Below are 20,837 nucleotides of genomic sequence, written 5' to 3' on the forward strand. Positions count from 1 at the left end.
CCAATCGGTGTATGAAAGCATGTTTCAATCCCACTATGATCCAATTGCGAGTTGTTGTGGCTTACTGGCTTCCGTCCGTATCATCTGTTTCAATCCCACTATGATCCAATTGCGAGTGGTGCGCCGGCAGGCGGAGATCAGTGCGAAATTTACGTTTCAATCCCACTATGATCCAATTGCGAGTTACAGCCATTGTCTTTGTGTTTATTTCGTGGAATAAGTTTCAATCCCACTATGATCCAATTGCGAGTCGTCGATGTCGTCGTTTGTGGTGATCGCTAAATCTGTTTCAATCCCACTATGATCCAATTGCGAGTTTCTCAATTCAGAATGGCCACCCAAAGGGGAAGCGGGTTTCAATCCCACTATGATCCAATTGCGAGCGGATCGGAAGCCAAAATACTGGTTATATCTGCGAAGTTTCAATCCCACTATGATCCAATTGCGAGCGCGCATCTTCCGGTTTTCCCGGTCGAGCTGATCAATGTTTCAATCCCACTATGATCCAATTGCGAGGAGATCCCCCGGCCGGAAGTGATCGACTACAGTCTAAGTTTCAATCCCACTATGATCCAATTGCGAGGAAGTTTAGGCGGCGGTAAGTACTTAATTGTAACCAAGTTTCAATCCCACTATGATCCAATTGCGAGGATGTTGCGGTTTTATAATTCGGCCTATTTTTTGTTATGTTTCAATCCCACTATGATCCAATTGCGAGCTGGTAGGCCAGCTGGTGCCAGTTATTGAAATCGAGTTTCAATCCCACTATGATCCAATTGCGAGAATCGTAGACCTCCCAAACAAATAAGCGTCAAACTTGTTTCAATCCCACTATGATCCAATTGCGAGCCTCAACAAAAATATATATTAAAGATTGAAATTCAGTTTATTAAGAAAATAAAAATCAAAAAATTATTCTCTAAGAGTCGTCGATCTCTAATGGCTGCTTTTTTCCTGGAGATCGACGACTCTCTATAAAAAATTATCTGTAGTCATTCGTTCTCGACCAATGACCTTTTTATTCAGCCACTGCTGGTCTCGGCTGGTAAAGATAATTAAACTGTCTTCGTGTAACTGCATTATGCTTTCAGCTTCGGTAATGAGTTCTCTGAGCTTGACCGGACTAATCTCTCCTTCAAATACGGAATTTTGTATCCAGTTGAGGTAGCGTCTGCATAGTTTCAGCATTTTTCCTACTCGTTGCTCATTGATGTCGTATACGGCAACAACGTACATTTTACCACCAGATTTTAAAGGGTTGATAAATGTCGTCACCAATAAGATGCTTAACTATTTTGTAGCATTCCAATTTTATGAGGTGCCGGTAGCTTACTTTTTTTCCGAGGGTACGGTGATAAATGGTTTCTCCTAGTCGCTCGTCCCAGTGACGGGTGAAAAGTTTTGCGCCGCTTTCTTTGAGCATACAACCGCTTACATCCTGACGGAAATGTTTGGCTTGTAGCACTCGTTTGTTTAGTAGCGTGAAGATCAATCGATCTACCAGTATGGGTTTAAAGATCTCCGCCAGATCGAGTGCTAAAGAATAGCGCCGGTATCCAGGTTCGTGCAAAAAACTGATGGTTGGGTTTAGTTGGGTATGGTAGATCTGTTTGAGACACTGTGTGTAACACAACATATTACCAAAGGAAATAAGTGCGTTGATCTCATTCTTAGGTGGTCGCTTACTCCGACCAGACATCTCAAAATCGGTAATGATATGGTCAAAGGCTTCATAGTAGCTTCCTCGTATATTACCCTCCAACCCCATGAGTGCTGAGGTAGTACGCATCTCTCCCAGACCTTTCTGATATTCCTGGATCCACGCAATCTGCTTGGCTACTCCCGGTCGCCGCTTCTCATAATATTTTAGTACCCGCAACATGTTTCCGGCAGCTCCGTCCAGCAAGGCCCTGGCCAGTGGTAAACGTTTTTTTTTCTCCAGGTAAGCTTGGGTTTGAGCCACTTGTACCTTGCCGGCCAATAGATAGTCCCGTGGCATAAAAGATCCGGAATAGTGTTCGTAATAATTGAAAAAGTGCACACAGATGTGTTGCTGACCCAGAAAGTTCAACATGGCACTGTTGGTGTCCAGCGCACCGAAGACATAGAGTTCTTCAACCGATTCAACAGGCAGAAATCGGGCTTGCCCCACTTGTCCCTGCTCATCCACCGGGGTGAACTTTAAGGTGTTATCGCGGCGACTCAGTCGTCCCGGATGGAAAAGATAATATGGCTTCTTCATAACTTATTGGTACATAATAAATATTTCACCCAGCACCCTTGTCCTAACAAAAATCGTCAGGACAGCACCCCTAACCTTCTTCCCCAGCATAACAAAAGTCACAATAAGAGCAACTCCGGCAGATCGGTTGCTCTATGACTCCCGGGCATCGGCTATTCGAACAGATCCGCTCGATATCTGCTAGCCATCGTTCTATCTCCTGGATATCCTTTTCTGGTTGAAACGGTACGATCGTGCGTTCGCGCAACTCCGGATATTCAATAATACCGGTGGCACCTTTTACGCCATTTTTATCCAATAGATAGAGGTAGAATTTTACCTGCGCAATATGGGCTGCTTCGGCTTTATTACTCTTTTTAGTTTCATATACGGTCCGCGTTTTCGGATCGAAAAAGTCAATTTTTACGCCATCTATTTCCAGCTGTTTGTTCTTGCCGGCCCGGGTCCTGTAAGTCGTTTCTCCGATAAGCTTGCCGACGTAGACCGTATCCGAAGTGTGTTCCATACGAATGCCGTGGTAATGGAGCCATAGTTCCCGGTGGCAGAGGTGGTATAAATTGATAAGCGTGGCATTGATCTGCATTTAATGGCTTGCTTTAAAGGGTTATGCTTCGGATCAAAATATCCTGCTGTCGGCTGATTGTAGTTTGCTTTCCAGTAGCCCGGTTTCATAGTCGTAGATTTCGGTAAAATCGTCGCGCAGACAGAGGTAGGTGTCTAGACTGCTCTCGTGGCAAAATGGCTGGAGGCTGGCAATTAGGTCCGGACTATTGAAGAGCGAAAAGGTGAATTTGGACAGTATGCCTTGCAATATTTTTTTGCTGATCCTTTTTTCGAAGAATTCCATGGTCCTTTCCGCTTGGAGCAATTGACGATATAGTGTCCAGACTGCTTTACCGTCCACGTTTTGACTGGATGGTTGGTAAGCGCCGGCAGCTGCCAGAAAATTTAGTTCGGCCTCATCAAATAGTATTTCTTTCCTATGCTCATTTTGCCCTTCAATCGCCACCGGTAAGAGTGTCGGTACAAAAACGGAAAGGTTATCGGTATCGATTAATTTGAATTGTTGATCGATTTCCCGGAAGTCGAGCCTGCTGATCGCCGGTAAATATTGGGTTCGGAAATTGTCTATTTCCTGCAGTGCGTTTCCTTTATTTATGGCTGAAAGTACCTGGTCGTATAGGGCAGTGAAATCTTTTTCTTCCAGAATACGGCGGTGTTCGGTGATGGAGATCTCATTCCGCGCGATCTGAAAGCGAAGGTCTCGGCGGTAGAGGGTCCCGGGTTCGTTTACTTTGAACAGGTAGACGTCGCAAGTTTTTTTTCGAACGTTCCGGTTGATCCTGCCGGCTAGTTGTTCATCCGAGTCGATGAGGGAAATATTTTTAAAGCCGATGTCCATATCAATATCTACTCCGGCTTCTACCACTTGGGTTGTAATTAGTAAGACTTTTTGCTTGCTTTCGACCTGCCGCTTCAGGAAATTGATAACCTCGCGTCTACGGGGCTCCAGTATAGTGCCGGATAGCACAAAGACATGGTCAAAAAAGCCGGCCTGGTCGACTTTTTCTATTTCTATTTTAAAATCGGCGGCCGACTTTTTAAAGATGAATTCTACCATGGTAAATACGCGACCACTGTGCTGAATGGCGTATTCTCGGGAGCGATCCAATAAACAATTGGCTAATTCGGGTAGATCAATGGTTTTCTTAGTGCCTATGGGGGCGCTTTCTTCCAGTAGCTCAAAACGAAAGTGTACGCGCTTGCGGAAATTGTCATTTTGAAAAAAACGATGGGCATCGGGCAAAAGGTCGAAAAAGGTGGGAGGGCGATGCCGCGAAATATTTAATTTGTCAATGCGGGGTAGGGTAGCGGACATCAAAATAAATCGCATGTTGAAATACTTACTGTACTGATCGATGAAGTACAGGATTTTATCCCACTCCTGGGGTGGATAGGATTGTAGCTCATCAATGATCACCATGCTGTCTACCAGCCGGTGCACGGGGTAAATGGCACTTTTTCGCTGGGATTTTAGGAGGTCAAAAAAGCGTACGTGGGTCAGTAGACAAATGGGAAAGTGGGCAAATTGCAGATGCAGATCGTTTTTCCAATCGGCTCCGTATATACCGTCCGCCGAGCTTTGTTCTCTTTCCCGAAAACCGGCCTTGCTGTGCAATAACCCAATTTCGTGCTCTGATAGACCAAAAGTTTGGGCTACCGAACGATGGGTCTGGGTAATCAGTGTAGTAAATGGAAAAACGTAAAAGATCTTATTTATTTCCGGGCAAAGTCGTATCAGCTCTCCGGCAGCCAGCATGGAAAGGTTGGTTTTTCCACCACCTGTAGGGGCTTCCAGGTAGAAGAGGCGTTGCTCGGGGCTTCGCTGCTGTATCTGTCTAATTTTCCGGATCACTTCTATCGCCATTTGCCCGCGCAACAGATTGAGGTTTTGGGGCCCTTGCTCGCTCGTATCCGGGGGCTGCCAGGTAGAGTCATCTGCTTTTTGGAAGGCAAGCTTATTGTAGGATTCGGTGTGGCGGATATTGCGGAGCATGCGTTCTCTTAGCGTAGCATCAATGAGCCCGTAGTCTTCTACCGTTCCTTGTTTCATATAGTCAGAAGTGGCCAGATTGTCGGCGCTGGTTAGCAGCGAAAAGTTTAACCGGCTAAGCGCGAATAAGGGAAAGTTGTTCTCGCACTGTATTTGCTTATAGATGAGTTTCAATTGTACGGACAAATGGGGTAATAGCCGGGAGATGGCTATGTTGTATTGTTGTCTGAATGTTTCCCATGAGGTCCATTCCTGGGTGAGAACCGATTTGGCAAGGCGTTGATCCGGTGCGCCCAATCTTGGACTGTGGTGCTCAATAATACTGTCGGCTAAAACGATGAGCGCGGCTAATAACCAGGTCTTTTCTGCTTCGCCCAGCTGGGCTTGTTGTAACACTTTTTCTGAAAAATGACAGAGATATAGGTAGGCTCCCAGGGCAGAGTGCCCGTGCCGCGGCTGTATCAGGGGCGGAAATTTTCCTCTAAATAGAGGGTTTTCCATCTTGTCAATTTGAAAGTGGGGGTTGATCTTCCCAAAATCATGGAAGGCTATGGTGCCGACAAAAGCTTCTTTTAAAAGTGCGGCCACCTCTTTTTTTCGGGTAAAGCGTTCGGTTGCTCCCCTGATCAATCTGTGTACGACTACATCCAGCCCGTGTATCTGCGAAAGCCGCATTGCGTATTCCATCACTTTATCGGCGTGCTCAGCCAGGGTTTCAGCTGCCGTCGTTTTCTGATATTCCATTCCGGGTAAATGGGCTAGATACTGTTCGTGACCGGGCAGTTGCTGGTTCACGCGCATGGCTGTTTCAAATAAAACCTCTAAGGATTGCATCTCAGCATGTTCGTAAATAGTGATAGGTATTAGTGCTTTATATCTTCAAAATAGCTGAATGATCTTTTGCACTTCTTCTAACCAAAAGAGATTACTGACCTGTACCTCGGGAGCGAATACCCAATCGGTAAATACAAATTCCGCCAGCTCGTACTGGATAAATCTCGGATCGTCCCAAAAGTAAAGCGGCAGGCGTTCGAAATAGGCAAAAGAGGAGGCATTGACCGTTGTCATGGTACTTAGGTCAATACGGGCTTCTTGCCGATGATCCCGGAGTGGATATTTGCGTATAAAAAGGGAGTCAATCCGGAAATTGTTCTTGGCTTCAAATGTGTTCCAATTATGATCTTGTACGGATGCTGGATCCCACCAGGCGTGAAATTCATTTTTGCCCAGATAGGGCACGTAGACGGATTGTCCGCTGTGAATACGGTCATACAGAAGCCTTTGATCGCTATTTATTTCGGGATCTAACAATAGGTAGCAGCGGTAGCCGGGTTGTACTAGGGTATGCTCCTGGATCACCAGATTCATTCGTTCGTTGGCGTAGCCGACAGTATTGGTATAAGTGATGAGGGTTCGTTTGAAATTGCCTCGTTCGTGTCGACCTTCCAGGGGTTCGATACTTACTGGCAAGCCTGCCAGACGTTCATAATAGTCTGGAAACCTCCCTTGGTGTTGGTATCCTCCCATGCCGGCTATCGCACCGAGTATCCCTAGCAGTGCCGGCTTGTGCAGCATGTTATAGGAAAACTGCATGCCGGCGTTTACATCCGGTTTTTTCATAAAACCGAAATCGGCCTGCAAGTCAAACGATATCAGCTTCTCCATAACGAGAAAGCGTGTAGGTCCAATAATTCGGCTGCTGCCGGCACATTACTCAGCTCAGTGGTGGGATCCCGGTATATCTCGATCCGCTCTATGTGATCTTTTACGGCCGATCGCTGGAGTAATTCGGTGATTGCGGCAAGGTCGATCAGACGGCGATCTGCTGCTGATTTGATCACTACTTTGTCCACCAGGGAGGGTAATACCAACAATGAGCCGGGCTGTAATTGTATCCAGAGCATCAATTCGTTTTCCGTACCGGCTTTGGCGGCGGAATCATATAGGGTAGCGCCACTGGATAAGGCTTCTTTTAGCTTCTGGATGTCGGCCTCGGTCAGTGCCTGCCCGCCTGATAGCCGGACCAGCTCGTCCAGGTTATGGGGATTGATGGAGAAATGGTGCACGTAGTGGCCTTCGCTTAGTTTGGATTGGGTGCCCAGTGTGGTCATGGTGGAATCTTTGTTCTTTTCCCCGGAATTGCGGAATGGTGACATGATCTGCTCCGAATAGATTACGCCGTCGGGATAGCGGTTCATGCCGTGGGAGATCTGTACCGGCCCGTGCATAGAAAGATTGGCCTTGCCGTTCTTGCTGGCAAATGTTCCACCGAATAAGCGTACATCTATACAGGATAAGAGTTTGTTAGCTACTGTTTTCCGGATTATTTCATCTTTACCTTTAGGCAGCTCTCCGAAATAATGGGCATAGGTCTCATCGAGTGTTCGTGGTTGCATCTGGTCACTGAGCGACCGAAAGTAAAATAGTTTCTCTTCCGGATGTCGCCGGGATAGATAGTGCCTTACAGTGTATTTTAATGCCTTATCGGTGGCATATACTGTTCCATCTGGTAATGTACGGGGTTGATGGGTGAAGTCGGCGTTATAGTTGGAATTGATCGATTTAATGACGGCGCAACCGAAAACGCGTTGATTGAAGGTGGTAGACATGGTGGTAAAGTTTATAGGTTGTTATTGATCATTAGGGCGCTGCTCGAAGATCACGGGTTCGGAAAAATACCCGGCCAGCAGTACAGGAAATAGCTTGCGTAGGTCTGCGGGCCCGCTATACCCGAGCACTTCCCGCATGAGGCGCTCAAAGCGACCCTGGCCGAAGCTGATCTCTTGTTTGTAACGGTCAAATACGCGGGCAATTTCTTGCTTCAGCATATCTGGATTTGTTTTTTGGGTAAAAGGCTCCAGCAGCGCGTGGGTCTTATTTTCTGTTTTGCTCTGGCGAAGCAAAAAATAAATGACCTGTCCGGCACCGAAGGCAAATGCTTCTGGGGTTTCGAAATGGGCGCCGGCATTAGCCACCTGGCGCATTTTTTCCATAAGTTGAGGGATAGTCTCTGACATATTAATACCGTTGAAATTTGAATGATCAGGATCGAAATAGCCGTTCAGGCTAAACCAGATGTTGAGTTTCTGACAGATGTGAAAAGGTGTTTTGCCCCGACTGATGTCCGATCGGATACCGGAACTCATAATGTCACGAAAGGCCGCGGCGGTTAACCCGGAGCGTCTGGATTTATAGATGAAATCATAAATGGCTTGCCGGTACTTTCGCACCAGACCGTATATAACTGCATTGTTGTCGTCGCAATGTTTGGGCTCAATATCTTCGAAATATTTTACTACCATACCCTTTTGGGTGAGCCTTACTAAGGAATTGTTCAATATCACTGGTAGGATTTGGCGCTGAAATTCGAAGACGTGATCAATTGATAAAGCTTCGCCGAATTTAATGAGTTGTTGGACCCGCCAGGGACTCCCGTCAGGGGCTCGAAGATAGTACCTGAACCTGTTGACAAAATCGAAGTCTCTAATTATTCCTTTTACATAATAGAGTAGGTAGTAATTGCCTAGATCTTCCGGGTGCTTATCGTAAAGCTCCTCAATAATACCGGCATATGATTTTCGTACGCTGGCATCTAAAAGGGCCTCACGCTTGAATATGGTAATGGCTTGTTCTAAAAGCTCTTCTTGTAAAATAAAGACTGGTACGGGATTCGGCAGTATTTTACGGGTGAGCAGATCTCCAAACTCGTAGAGCTGACGGGCTTCATGGGCTTTGATGCGACCGGGGATCTGAAAGGTGGCCGTCCGGTGGAGTAAAAATGGTTTTTTACTGTCAAAGCTGTTGAAAAAGTCACTGGTGCCCCAAGTATTTCCATGTCCGTCATCTTCGTTAAAATCGGAGGTATTAAACAGCTTGTTTTGCAAGTAGAGATTGTGGGCAGAACGGTAGACTTCCAACGGCAGATCAAGATAGAAAATGATATAGGAATCATCCGAAAGTGCTTCCCAGGCGCCGGTTCGCGATAGCAGCTGGTGGAGCTTTTCGGATGTGTTTAGGGCCAGACAAAAAGCTACGGATATCTGGTAGTGGTCTGTCTCCTGATCGGTTATGTATTGCTGGGTGTGACCGAAGTAGGTAGCTATCCGATTATACAGTTGTTCTTTTTTCTTTCCCGCATTTATGGCTGCTTTGATTTTGCGGTGGGCTGCTCCTCCCTCCAGGGCACTCCTTTTAAAGGCCAGGCAATAGGGAGAAACGGAATGAATGGCTTTCTGGGGTAGGTCCATGCATTTATTAGTGCCGATCATCCAGCCGGCTTTCGTCCAGGCGGCGCAGTTTTTGAGTAGCTTTTCCATTTCGTCTTCTTTTCGGGAATAGGTCCGCCATTCAATTTCCTCGCTAATGCGGTAAGTTCCTTCTTCATCTTTGACTGCGGTCAATACCAGGTGTAGCCCGTCTTTCGGACGAAGTCCGGTTTGCTTAAAAACTACATCTAGTTGTTCTGTGAATTCGACTAATTCGCGTATCATCTTCTTTAATTAGGATGTAAAAAACTAGTTGGATACATACTCCCAACTCCCGCTCCACGCTCAACAATCAATTAAAATTGCGCTTCAATGCTCCAAATCCCATCGCATTCTTTTCTCCCATTCCGGCCAGCATAGCCAGGCGCAGGACTACTTCGGGAGCGCTTAAACGGAATCTAAATTTGTACCCCTTCACCCTGGTGTAGCCGGGCTGACCACGCATTAGATCAATTCGCTTTTCTTTTACATGCCGTGATAGCAATTGATATTCGATCTCCGGTAGCTCTGCAGGCCCTTCAAGTAGTCCGGCTTGACGGGCAACGATGTACTTGCGTTGCAGATTTGCTAGCAAATACTGTTGGTAGTTTTCATCCATTGGGGATAAGTACTTTTTTCCTGGAGTGCCGTCCGGATTATCGTCTGCAATGCTGACTACTAATGGAGAAGCCGTGAAAAATTCCAGATGGTTGCCCAGGGGCTGGAGCATTTCCATTTTCAGGGATTGTATCCTGAACTGACCGCGCGATACCTGATCGCCGATGGAAAGTGGCGCTGATGCCTGAAAAAGCCCATTGATCATACTTTGTGCAGCCTGGTCGACAAGGAACCGGATGGATAATGTCACTTCTGGCTGAGTCAGTATCAACCGGTCACCTCGTACCTTGGCACCAGGTGTTCGCAGTTCGGAAAAGGAATAAAACTTAAAGCGTCGGTGACCGTCAACATACCCCTCGTGATGCAGAAATTCACTAACCTTCGGATCTCCTCGCTCTAGGGTTTTATAGATCCAGGCCGATAACGGATACTGATAGTTGATGGGTAGGACAGCCTGTGAATCCAGGCTTTGGAGCACGATTTGAATATACATGGCAATATTTTATACCTACAAAATAAAGGTGGTGGTGTGCAGTTTTACTGCACAATGATTGGTATTTTTACAAAAAGGCGAAAATGAAGAGTAGGATAGTTGTACGGTCTCTATTTAACTTCCTGATAAGGCTCTCTCAATGTAGAATATTTTTTCAAATCTGACGCCAATTATGGGAAGAAATTCTAATGCATCTAGTCGCTACCAACGGATAAATGAGATATTCAATCTACGCAAGGGTAGAAACGCTTTAGTTACTACTCGGGAACTGGTCAATATATTGGGGGTTAGTACTCGTCAATTGCGAACGGATATGGATCAGATGAAATTGATGGGGGCTCCGCTGGAATATGATGCCAAAGACCGCGGTTGGAGATATACGCACCCTTTCGATATATCTGAGCCCATTCCACTTTCTGTCGAAGATATTATGCAGCTTCGGTTGGCGGTTGCTACTTTGGCTCAATTTAATCAAGTTCCTGGGTTTGAGAACCTTTCCGGGATTTTTGAAAAGATCCGGAAATCTGTACGGCGCTGGCTGGATCGAGAAGCCACTACTAAGGCCATTTACTTTGATCCCCTGCCTAACTATGAAGGCGCCAGGAATCTTCCTTTTTTCTTACGAGCTATTGAGGAAACCCGGGAAGTTCAATTTGAGTATCGCCCTTTCCTCGCGTCGCAGTCCAGGTCTTGCCGGATCGATCCTTATTTTTTAAGACAACATCATCAGGGCTGGTATCTTGGTGGGTTTTCTCATGATCCCAATGAATTGTTTATTCGTACTTATCCTTTAGAAAGAGTAGTAGGGGAGCCCGTGTTCACTGGTACTTTCTTTAATCGTCCTGAGAATTTTCGTCCCGCGGAGTACTGGAAATATATTGTAGGGATCAATCGCCCACCTGATAAGGGGATAGAAAAAGTAGTCCTGGAGTTCAACTACCTCCATGGCCGTTATTTCTTGTCAAAACCATTTTATGAGCCCTTTATCATCCTGGAAGAATCTGCTGAAAAATTGACGGTAGAAATGGAACTGATAATCGATATCGAATTAACTAGAAAAATTTTAGCTCTTGGAAGTGATGTTAAAGTGATTGCACCGGAGAGCCTACGTGCGAGTATTAAGAAATTTTTAGAAGATGCCTTAGCGCATTATTATACATGACGCGAAGTGGTTTGGGATTTTCCCAAACCGCTTCGGTCAGTATATGCTGTACTTAAATTGGTTTGGATTGACCGAACCAATTTTACGTCAGTATAAGTATTCCTTAATTGCTCAGATCAATAAATTGATTAAAATAAATATCAATTGTACACTGATTCATACAAATTGAGTAACCCCAAAAGGGAGCTGTAAGCGATTTACAGCCGCTCTTTTTGTGTCTCAAATAGCTCGTTCTTGAGCACATCTTGTCCCGTACCTGAAAGGTCGGGATTAGCACACAAAAACTTGAACACATTCATTAATACTCCGTTCCCCCCCAAGCAAGTTAACCATCCCCGTTCGGCCATGACTGTACTTAGTTCGATGGGCCATTTACTCACCCAATCCCCAACTCATCCGCCAGCCCCGGATTATGCCGCCGGATCTCCCGTTCCAGTTCTTTAATACGTTGAGCCATCAGGCGATTAATGTCCGGGGAGGAGGAGGTAGCCGGTAATTTTTCCATTTCCCGAAGAGGTTTTTCAGAAGCACCTTCTTTGGCAAGATCGCGAAAGACAAGATCATCCAATGGGAGTCCGAAAAGGCGGCACAGATCTATTACCACGTCGAGGGGTGGGGTAGTAACGCCCCGCTCGTAAGCGCTGATGACCTCTTTGGTCTTCTGTACCCGTTTTCCAAGCTCCGTCTGGCTTAGTTTAAGGTTTTTTCTTAAAAACTTGATATTCTTACTTAAATACATTTAAAAATTAAAATGTGAATTTTTATTTCACTTTTATGCGTATTTGAATTGACTTTTATGAACTAGTGAGTTATCTTTGTGAAAATTCAATCGAGACTTCATCAAATGTACTAAAACTTTCCTCGAAGTAAGCCTACTTCCAGGGTAAGACTTTTGTACCTATGCTCTGACATGGAACGCGCCCAAAAAACTCCCATTTCCTTTGGACTACTATTTCTTCTCTTTCTAATTATCCTTATTTTTGGTTATATCCGGTGGCAAGATGTAGTCATTCCACATCCCGATGGTACTTACTCGATCGACGATGCGACGGCAGATAAGATAGCCGACCGGGTGGACCGGATTGAAAACAAAGCCGAGTTTTACGCTTTGGTTGCCAGATCCGACGGATACTATGCTTGCCCTTTATGCCCTCCGGAAGCAATGACCAATGGTCGGTTTTTCTTAAAGTTCGAGGAGACGTATAAAGTGGGTGTCAGTATTAATCCGAAAGAACGTTACAGTCAGGCAGAACTTATCCGCTGGAATCTGGATTATTTCGTGTTAGCGGTTGGGAGTCACTCCGAAATGTTGGTTTTGGAAACTATATTCATAGGGAATTATCCCTTGCATCCTGAAAATATGAAAAGACCCCTATTGCGCAGACTTGCGGTCCCTCCCGGCAGCGGTACTAAACTAAGATAAAATGAAAGTAAGTAGAAGAACGGATATTAATACTGCACCCCTATTCGACATCCGTTTCATCAACGATAAACTAGAGGGGCAATACGACAATATCTACTTTATCCTTACCACGCTGGAAGACGAGCCCACCGATGCGTGGGAAGACCAGGGTGATAGCTTCCTGCTCATCCAGCTGCCCAAGGAAAAGATCAAGGATGCCTCCATTGACTACAAAGAGGCAATTATCAGTAATTTGCCAAAATTATCCTGGCTGCAGTCGGAGGAATTGGTGGCTTATATTGAGGAGCGCTGGAATTGAGGTCATCTGGCTGATGAAATAACGATAGCCGCGGCCTTCCGGAAATAAACAAGATAGCATGACATCCTTATTGGTAGGAATAATACTGGCCATTTTTTCTTTTTCACCGCGAGCCGCAAAGTTTTGCAATTGCTTTCTTCGAGAAAATTTGCATTCGCAAATTTTTCGAATCCCTTAGCGGTCTCAAGGCTCAAGAGCGTATTAGTGGATTTGCCGCCGGCAAATGCATTAATACCTTAGCGTCTTGGCGTCTTGGCGGTGATTTATTTATGGTTTTGTCGGTAGGATGATATGAGCGTTGGACAGGGTACAGCAAGAATCAAGTAAAACCTAAACCTGAAAATCATGACCGATTTCTGGCAAGTCATATCAAACATAAGCATTCCCTGGGTTCTGGATCGGGTGGAAGAAGAGGAAGATATCTTATATCAGGAAACACTCGATACTTTGGAAGAACTGGACGATCCTGCGGAGGAGGAACCCGGAATTTGGGGATTCGATTGGATGTGGGAATGAGGCAATGCCCTGATTTTAAAGTACCTCTCCTTGGGAGCGAAAGCCCGGCAACAAAAGACCTTACCATAATTCGACCAATCTGGGATCCTAACGGCGATAGCTCATCAGGAAAACACCAAGGCCCACTTAAAACCGATGGTTTCAAGCGGGCCTTGGCGTTCAAAAAATATCAGTCCCGGCATTCCAAACGCCGGTTAGCGGTCGATCGATGGGTTTGCTATACTACCGATAGCGGGGTGTTGTGTCTAGTAGGTGCAATGCCACATCTTAAAAAGTTCCAATCTCGGTTTCCATAAGCTGGATTTCGTTATTTTTCTTTAACCTATACGTAAAGATGACAGAAGCTCCAGAATAGGGTCGCCAAAAAAAGATCTTCACTAGATTTTCTGAGAAGTCTAACCGGTGAATCACAATAGAATTTGGGGCGGGGTGATCCCTGCTCGTAGTATTATAAATGACTACTTCTTTAGAACAAATTTCTAAAGAAATTGGAAATTCAGGTATTTGATTTCCAAAGTCAAAAATATTAATTTGGCTACATGAGGCCTTACATACGTTGAATTCTTTAGAAAATGTTTCAGTCTGTAATGCGTTAATTAATACCCTTTGAATTACGCCCTCTTTTGAGACTTGAGAAGTGCATTGAATGGAAAGTGATAATAATTGTAATACGAAAAACCATTTCATATCTATTCATTTTTAGGAACTGTAGGCAGAAGATCCGAACGGCCTGAGTTTAAAAATTCGTTGATTGCGTTGATTAATCCTTGCACATCCTCGTATTCATCAGGGAAGAATCGAGCAGCGTTCCATTTTGTTCCATCATCATTTTCACCTTTAAGACCCCAAACGTCTATTTCAAATTCTACTCCAGGTTCTCCACCATCCTGTCTCAAACCATCTAAATAATCACCATAATGAACAGTCTCATGCAATAAGGTCATATAAGTTGGTAGCAATGCTTGTAATTTTTCCAGGTTGGAACCGTCACCGGCTAGGACTGCTTCAAGAGCTTCGATATCCTTCGTGCTCAATTGAATTTGCCCATCGTAGTAATAGCCATGTGCTCCAGAAAATCCACCGGGATCGCTAACTACTAAGATTTCAGGTCCACTTCCCCAAGAAACTGCATTTTCAACTTGTTCAGGAGATAGGTTCCCAATACCATTGGGGCTATCTGCAGCCGTATGCCTTGCTAATGCTGATAATATCGCAGGGCTATTCATTACATCATTTCGAACATTTTGTTGCAGATACTTAGCAAAATTTGGATACTTCTGTATGAATTCTACAGGTAGTTTATACTTTCCTCCAACATCAATATTTGAAATTGGACTATTACCTACGTAATTAAATGGGCTCTCACTTGGAAATTTTTCGGCCAACGGATCCAAGGCATTCCACCGCCCAATACTCGGATCATACCACCTAGCACCATAATCATACATCCCCAGCCCCAAATCCGCCTGCCATTCCATCCCGTTGTATCGATACGGATCATTCCCGGTCGAAAATCCTTCCATCTCCATCCCAAAAGGATAATAGTGTCCTTCCTGGATGATGGTAGCCGTAGTACCCACCATCTTGAACATCACCCGGCTGTTGCCTAGATGGTCCCGGATGGTATACTGGTATTCGTAGGTCGCACCCGAAGGGACCGCGCGCCCTTCCGGGTGGTAAATGGCCTCCAGGTTGGACCCTACGTATTCAATACCACCAAGATACGTCTTTTCGGTAGTCGTTGCCCCGTCCACTGTTTTACTTTTCCACTTGCGGCCCAAAGCATCATAGGTATACTCGATGTATTTGGTAGCGCTGTAGGTGACTTTGGACGGGAGGTCATGTGGATGATAGGTCGTACCAGTGATTCCGCGATAGCCGTCGACAGTGACATTACCGTTATTGTCGTAGGTATAGCCCGATGCGCCGGCACTTACCTTTTTAAAACCCCGGTCGAGCAGACTGGCCTCCGCAATACCCGTGAGCTGATTTGGAACGGTACCACTGTAGGTATAGGTCAGGTCATCGATAATGCCGTAGGTGCCGGTACCGGTGAGTCCTCGCCTTTTAATCGTGGTGATGTTGCCATTGTCATCATAGGCCAGGTTGTCGACCGTATAGCGGTCCACATTACCGCTGATCCAGCTATTGCTACTGTTGTATTCTCCGTATTTGGCCTTGGTGAGCCGGTTAGCACTGTCATAAGTGAATCCGTAAGCAGCTTTATTTCTACTTACTCCATTGACCAAACAACTGGCCCCGGTACGCCATTCGATAGAGGAGATGTTACCGTTGTACAAGGCTGTGCTACCCAAATTACTGTTGGCGGTATGGTAGTTGATACTCATCGAGAACAGGTCATCGGTAGAGCAGGTTCCTGGGTTATTGATAGCCGTTAACCACCCGCGGATGTTGTAGGTATAATTCACAGTTTGGCCCTGCCCGATAATTTGCTCATCCACCTGTTCTATCTTATTGTAATGCAGCGAACTGATCTCCACTTCCGGACCGGTATCTCCTATCTGATGGTAGGTCTTGCGCTTCCGGCCTGCGTGGTCGTAAGTCATTTCTCCATTTATTACATAGTTTTTGGACTGGCCGGCCACGTAGGCGGTTTGTTGTAGACGGGTACGCAAGGGCCATCCGGCAAAATGATATTGCGTCCAGCTCAGGTTATTGCCGCTGTAGGGGTGACTTTCTTTGATGTGGATCACCTGCCCGTAAAAATTGTAAAATGGGGTATTGCTGACAAATACGGTAGGTGCGGTACCTGCCGTAGTCAGCACGCCCGCTTTCTGGCCGGTTGGCTGTCCCCGTACTGCCGTATAAACCGGATCGGAATAATGGATGCTTTGACTGGGCACCGTGTACGTAATATTATCCACATAATTGGCATCATAATCGTAATCATCGTAATAATTGACGGTGTAGATCTCGGTTCCTGTTGTCGGATAGGACAGGGTAGTGGTATAAAAATGACCGGTGGTGGCCTTGTTTTCGTAGAGCCCTTCGGAACCGGTCGGATTAGTGCTGCCGGTATACTTCCCGGTCAATATCGGTCGACTTAGGATATCGTATTTGGTAAAGGTCTTGAACCCTCTGGGATCCGTGACCAATACCGGACGGTCGAGGCGGTCGTATTGGTAAGTGTAATTACCGCCGGTACCGGGTATTTTTTTGGTGCTCAGCCGGAAGCGGGAATCGTAGGTATACAGGAAACTTCTCGACTGAATACTGGCGGTCGTATGAATATTGGTAGACGTACTGTGTAGCAACTTTGCCCCCTCCGGTTGGATAACCTGAGTAAGATTGCCGTAATTGTCGTAAAGATAATAGGTTTTGAGACCACCTATGTCTTGCATGATCTTGCGCCCCAACAGATCGGAATAAGTGGTTGCTACCTTATTATCCTCATCCGTATTTCGAACCTTGAATAAGGTATTGGCCGCAAAATACTGACCGGATACCTGCGGGTTTCGCACTTCATTAACGCCGTTGAACGTATAAGATACCGCCGTTGGCTTGGTACTCCACGCCGCTCCGGCGCTCTTCGTACCCTGTACACGAGATAGAGGAGAGACTTCTAACAGTTGCTCGGCAACAGCGTAGGTACCTTCCGTCGTGGACATGTACAAATCATTGTAGAATGAGATCTGGGCGGAGGTAGGAGCGGCCTGATAAGCTCCAGACAGAGTATGATTGTTTGCCGCAACGGTATAGGGTAGATAACGCTTTGCCTGGCGGCCGTAAGTATCATAGGTATAAAAAGTAACTGCTTCCAGACTATCAGGGGACCAGTCGATGGCTACCGTTTGGTCATCACGCCCAAGTCCGTCAAAATAACGGAAGGATTGCAGTAGCGCCGAACCGGGCAGGGCGTTGGCCGCACTGACCGTTAGTACTCCGGCCTGCTTGATGCTCCGCTGGTAGATGCCGTTATAGGCATTGGAGCCGTTCTGGTAGTAATAGTCCAGCATGGTAACGATCTCATCTCTGGGGTTTTTGACAATGATCAACCGGTTCAGGTCGTCGTAGACAAAGCGGTTGACCTTGCCGTCTACACCACTCATACATTGGGGCAGGTAGCGATCCCGGTCGTAGGATACCGTCTCCATCTGGGCATCTGCCGGATAGATCCGGAGTTCATCCAACCAGGCATTGGCCGGAATACTGATTTGGTATACCCCGGTACTGGTTTTATTGATGAGGTGTTCTGTATATTTCCAGCCGTAGGGGCCATTGGTCAGCATTGGGGACTGGACCGTGGTCCGTAAGATGGTAGCACCGGAAGTACTAGGAGTCACCGCGACGGTTCCCCCTTTGGTGTAATAACTTAGAATGTACTTACCCGTAGGTAAAATAGGAGAAGAAAGCGTAACTGCTCCACTGCTGGCCTGGTAGTATCCATCTCCCGAGGCACCACCCGCGTATTTGATATCGGCAGCAGTGAAATTCGTCCAGCCACCCTGATAGGTAAAGGGGCTGTCAAAACTGGTGTAAGCCACTTCATTTACAGCGGCGTTCCGGACGATAGCCGTCAGCCGGGCCCCATCACCGGTCCAGATGTAGGAGTTGGGTACATCATATTGCCGGGTGACGGAGGTGTAATTGCTGTAAATGTCGTTGGTATTGGCGGTTTCTACGGTGGTGTAGGCACCGGTGCCTAATTTCTCGTAAAAGGTGACCGGGATATAAGGTGACGAAGTCTTGAAATCCTTTTTAGTGCTATAAACATGCACCCCTTTGATAAAATTTTGACTTTCGACCGGCTCGCTGAACATGCGGGCCAGTACCATGCCTGACGGTACGCCCGGACCGGATACGGTAGGGTAGCGGTGAATGGTTTTACTGATCTCCACACCGGCACCGTCCAGGACCTTGATCTCGGTGGGTTGGAAAATATTAAGGTCATCGTATTTATATTCTACCTGTTTGACCAGAGAAGTCTGGGTGAGGGTGTAGGGCAATGAGTTGTAGGTCATTACCTCCTTGGTTATGTATTTTTTTCTCCTCCTGATGGCAGCATATTGTCGTTCCAACTTGGAATCGAAGGTTTTGTTCTGCAAACAACCACCCGTGCCGGCTCCGGAAGCACAGCACTGGAGCCGCCATTCGTAAGTAGTACCTATTTGACACAGTAGCGACTTATTGTCCTGTTCGGACTTAGCCTCGGCGACCATGCTGTACATGGTCGGCAGAGGGCCGGTAGATCCATCTGCCCAATAGGTATAAGCAGTCCTTTCCAATAAGTTGTTATTCGCATCGTAGATCTCTTTGCTGATTAGGTCGCCATTACTGTGGGAACTAGACCCGTCAACAAAACTGTTGCGAAAGCCGTAGACCGTACGCCCGGCATTGATCTCTTCCACACGGCTGTAGCCCACGTGGGGGCCGTCTACCGCTCCGGGGGTCATGATCAGGTAGGGAGATAAGGTCGTGCTGCTACAAGTGTAGGTTGTGGAGACCTCACAACAGGGAGCCGCGCAGTTCATGCCGTAGTGAATATTGGTATTGTTGGTGGAGTAGTTCAATCTGTGGATGAGCTTTCCGCTGGAAGCACTGGAGGTGAGGCTTAATGTATATTTATACTGGATTTTGTGCGCGAGGGTAGTGCCCTTGGCATAATGTCTGACTTCCTTCACCCGGAGCCCGCCGATGGTTTGGTCACTGGTGTGACAATCATAGGGACCGACTTTATGGGCTTCGTATTCAATCTCCGTATAGCCCTTCGTCGGATAAGTGATCTTGGTGAGAATGCCGGCCTGCATCCGCGATATATCCGGACTACGATTGCCGTTTCCAGGGTAAGTGGCGGTAGAAGAGCAATTTTGGTAGTAGGGATGGATCATCCCCGGGCCGCCATTACTATTGTAATACCCCCAAAAGTCTTGCTCTATGGTAGTCGGGACGGGTAGTACGGTGGAGTTATAGGTGAAAAAGTAGGGTTCCTTTTCTACAGTTCCTGTGGTTTCTTTAAAGGACTTTAATGTTAATCTTCCAGTAGAACCATCGTACGTAAATACGCCCTTATACCAGAGCTTGGTAGAGGTGGTCGGCCCCCTCTTTACTTCGATCCGATCCAGTTTGAAATTACCGTAGTTGCCCACGTAGGTGTTAGCGGAATTGAAGAAGGTTATTTTTTCTATCAGATTCGTGTTCTTGTAAAAGGCCACCTCTTTGATGGCTTTGCGGTAGCGAATCGACGTGTTGGAATAGGTGGTATAGCTATAAGTAGGAGCACTGGGGTTTCCGCAACCGTAGTTGTTACCACACACATTTTGTGCTTGCGGATAAGTCATAGACTCGTTGAGTTTAACATTGATCAAAGGGGTAAAATAGGTAGCCGTTTGATCGTAGAGAAAAGTCAGCTTGCCTACCACTGAGCCGTTCGGATGGGTGACTTCCTTGAGATACCACGCGGAATTGTACTCAAAATTGGTATGGGCCGGACTATAGCCGGTGGTCGGCTCCATTTGAAGATAAGTACGTTCGGGGTATTCAAAAACGTAGGTATAGCCGGAGGCGTCACGGATTGAAAAACTTAGGATGTCACCGTTCACATTCGCAAAGCCACTGGTCTGGAATGTGGGAGTGATCAAGAGGTTGACTTCATCCTCAAAAAAAATGGTTTTATCCGGTTTGATGTAAAATTTACCACTGTGCCCGCCGAAATTGTAGTGGTAAAGATCTGGTTGGGTTTCAATACGGCCTCGGGCTACACTGTCCAGAAAGCTGTTTTCGGCGATCAGGTTATTATTGGTAGTTGTATTATTCTGCCAGGCCTTGCTGGCGTTATAGTAATTGAGATCGATATCCGGGTTGCCGCGCACCGTACGGGTAATGACTCCAATTCCTTCCAACGACCAGCCTTGACCGACCTGACCGTGTATTTGGGCGGGCTTGTTGCCGCTGCCGTCATAGCGCAGGGAGAAACTCCACGCCAGTTTGCCGTCTCCTACCGTAGGTAGGGCAATACTGTAATTGAGCGCTCCGGTATAATGAGAAATTTGGATCTCGCCAAACTTACCCAGGCTGGCTGCTTCGGGGCTGGGGGGAACGATGAGTTTATTGCGTAAACTCAAGGCGCGCATGGCTGCAAAATTAGGACCGCCGCCCGGGTCTCCGGGTTCCCCCTGGCCGAAGGCAACGGAGAAGATAGGGCAAACGATCAAAAGGCAGATCCACGGCAGGGATCTGTAATGGGGTACAGTAATATTATTCATTGAATTATTTTATAGGATATGCGAAAGAGCGATATTTATTACTTGAAAGATCCGTTAATGGTTC

The 20,837-nt window shown here is 46.4% G+C and carries 15 protein-coding genes and 1 CRISPR repeat array; of the genes, 4 read left to right on the plus strand and 11 right to left on the minus strand.

Annotated features, from left to right (window positions below):
- Positions 1 to 21 precede the first annotated feature (21 nt).
- A CRISPR array of direct repeats spans positions 22 to 849; the repeat unit is 30 nt; unit sequence GTTTCAATCCCACTATGATCCAATTGCGAG.
- Between the two features lie 123 nt (positions 850 to 972).
- The 8 genes from cas2 to cas6 form a co-directional block, all read right to left on the minus strand.
- A complete protein-coding gene (cas2, locus tag CRP01_RS40300) occupies positions 973 to 1,236 on the minus strand; it encodes a CRISPR-associated endonuclease Cas2 (RefSeq protein ID WP_099155784.1) in 264 nt (87 codons plus the stop codon).
- 1 nt (position 1,237) lies between these two features.
- Positions 1,238 to 2,242 carry a type I-B CRISPR-associated endonuclease Cas1b gene (cas1b, locus tag CRP01_RS40305; RefSeq protein WP_099155785.1) on the minus strand — a complete coding sequence of 335 codons (1,005 nt, stop codon included), beginning with the start codon at positions 2,240 to 2,242 and terminating at the stop codon, positions 1,238 to 1,240.
- A gap of 70 nt (positions 2,243 to 2,312) precedes the next feature.
- A complete protein-coding gene (locus CRP01_RS40310; protein ID WP_099155786.1) occupies positions 2,313 to 2,825 on the minus strand; it encodes a CRISPR-associated protein Cas4 in 513 nt (170 codons plus the stop codon).
- Positions 2,826 to 2,858: 33 nt separating this feature from the next.
- Entirely contained in the window at positions 2,859 to 5,630 is a 2,772-nt protein-coding gene (locus tag CRP01_RS40315; protein WP_099155787.1) for a CRISPR-associated endonuclease Cas3'', read from the minus strand.
- A 45-nt stretch (positions 5,631 to 5,675) separates the two neighbouring features.
- Entirely contained in the window at positions 5,676 to 6,461 is a 786-nt protein-coding gene (locus CRP01_RS40320) for a type I-B CRISPR-associated protein Cas5 (protein ID WP_099155788.1), read from the minus strand.
- A complete protein-coding gene (locus tag CRP01_RS40325) occupies positions 6,449 to 7,405 on the minus strand; it encodes a type I CRISPR-associated protein Cas7 (RefSeq protein WP_099155789.1) in 957 nt (318 codons plus the stop codon). Before CRP01_RS40325 ends, CRP01_RS40320 begins: the two co-directional genes overlap by 13 nt.
- Positions 7,406 to 7,426: 21 nt before the next feature.
- On the minus strand, positions 7,427 to 9,286 hold the full coding sequence (locus tag CRP01_RS40330; RefSeq protein ID WP_099155790.1) for a hypothetical protein: 1,860 nt from the start codon (positions 9,284 to 9,286) through the stop codon (positions 7,427 to 7,429).
- Positions 9,287 to 9,353: 67 nt separating this feature from the next.
- Positions 9,354 to 10,151 (minus strand): CRISPR-associated endoribonuclease Cas6, encoded by a 798-nt coding sequence (gene cas6, locus CRP01_RS40335; RefSeq protein WP_099155791.1) that lies wholly within the window; start codon positions 10,149 to 10,151, stop codon positions 9,354 to 9,356.
- A gap of 172 nt (positions 10,152 to 10,323) precedes the next feature.
- On the opposite strand from cas6, the gene CRP01_RS40340 reads away from it, so the two are divergent.
- Positions 10,324 to 11,313 carry a helix-turn-helix transcriptional regulator gene (locus CRP01_RS40340; protein ID WP_099155792.1) on the plus strand — a complete coding sequence of 330 codons (990 nt, stop codon included), beginning with the start codon at positions 10,324 to 10,326 and terminating at the stop codon, positions 11,311 to 11,313.
- 376 nt (positions 11,314 to 11,689) lie between these two features.
- On the opposite strand, the gene CRP01_RS40345 is transcribed toward CRP01_RS40340, so the two are convergent.
- Positions 11,690 to 12,052, minus strand: coding sequence for a helix-turn-helix transcriptional regulator (locus CRP01_RS40345; protein ID WP_099155793.1), 363 nt, complete (start codon positions 12,050 to 12,052; stop codon positions 11,690 to 11,692).
- Between the two features lie 171 nt (positions 12,053 to 12,223).
- On the opposite strand from CRP01_RS40345, the gene CRP01_RS40350 reads away from it, so the two are divergent.
- The 3 genes from CRP01_RS40350 to CRP01_RS42630 all read left to right on the plus strand — a co-directional run bounded on the left by CRP01_RS40350 (position 12,224) and on the right by CRP01_RS42630 (position 13,550).
- Complete coding sequence (locus CRP01_RS40350; RefSeq protein WP_099155794.1) at positions 12,224 to 12,736, plus strand: hypothetical protein; 513 nt, start codon at positions 12,224 to 12,226, stop codon at positions 12,734 to 12,736.
- A 1-nt stretch (position 12,737) separates the two neighbouring features.
- Positions 12,738 to 13,034, plus strand: a complete 297-nt coding sequence (locus CRP01_RS40355) for a hypothetical protein (RefSeq protein ID WP_099155795.1) — start codon at positions 12,738 to 12,740, stop codon at positions 13,032 to 13,034.
- Between the two features lie 345 nt (positions 13,035 to 13,379).
- A complete protein-coding gene (locus tag CRP01_RS42630) occupies positions 13,380 to 13,550 on the plus strand; it encodes a hypothetical protein (protein ID WP_170110748.1) in 171 nt (56 codons plus the stop codon).
- Positions 13,551 to 13,817: 267 nt separating this feature from the next.
- Here CRP01_RS42630 and CRP01_RS40365 read toward each other — a convergent pair whose 3' ends face one another.
- Both CRP01_RS40365 and CRP01_RS40370 read right to left on the minus strand, forming a co-directional pair.
- Positions 13,818 to 14,237 (minus strand): hypothetical protein, encoded by a 420-nt coding sequence (locus tag CRP01_RS40365; protein WP_099155797.1) that lies wholly within the window; start codon positions 14,235 to 14,237, stop codon positions 13,818 to 13,820.
- A 2-nt stretch (positions 14,238 to 14,239) separates the two neighbouring features.
- Positions 14,240 to 20,773 (minus strand): DUF6443 domain-containing protein, encoded by a 6,534-nt coding sequence (locus CRP01_RS40370; RefSeq protein WP_099155798.1) that lies wholly within the window; start codon positions 20,771 to 20,773, stop codon positions 14,240 to 14,242.
- Positions 20,774 to 20,837 lie beyond the last annotated feature (64 nt).

The organism is Flavilitoribacter nigricans DSM 23189 = NBRC 102662 (assembly GCF_002646595.1).
Lineage (GTDB): Bacteria > Bacteroidota > Bacteroidia > Chitinophagales > Saprospiraceae > Flavilitoribacter > Flavilitoribacter nigricans.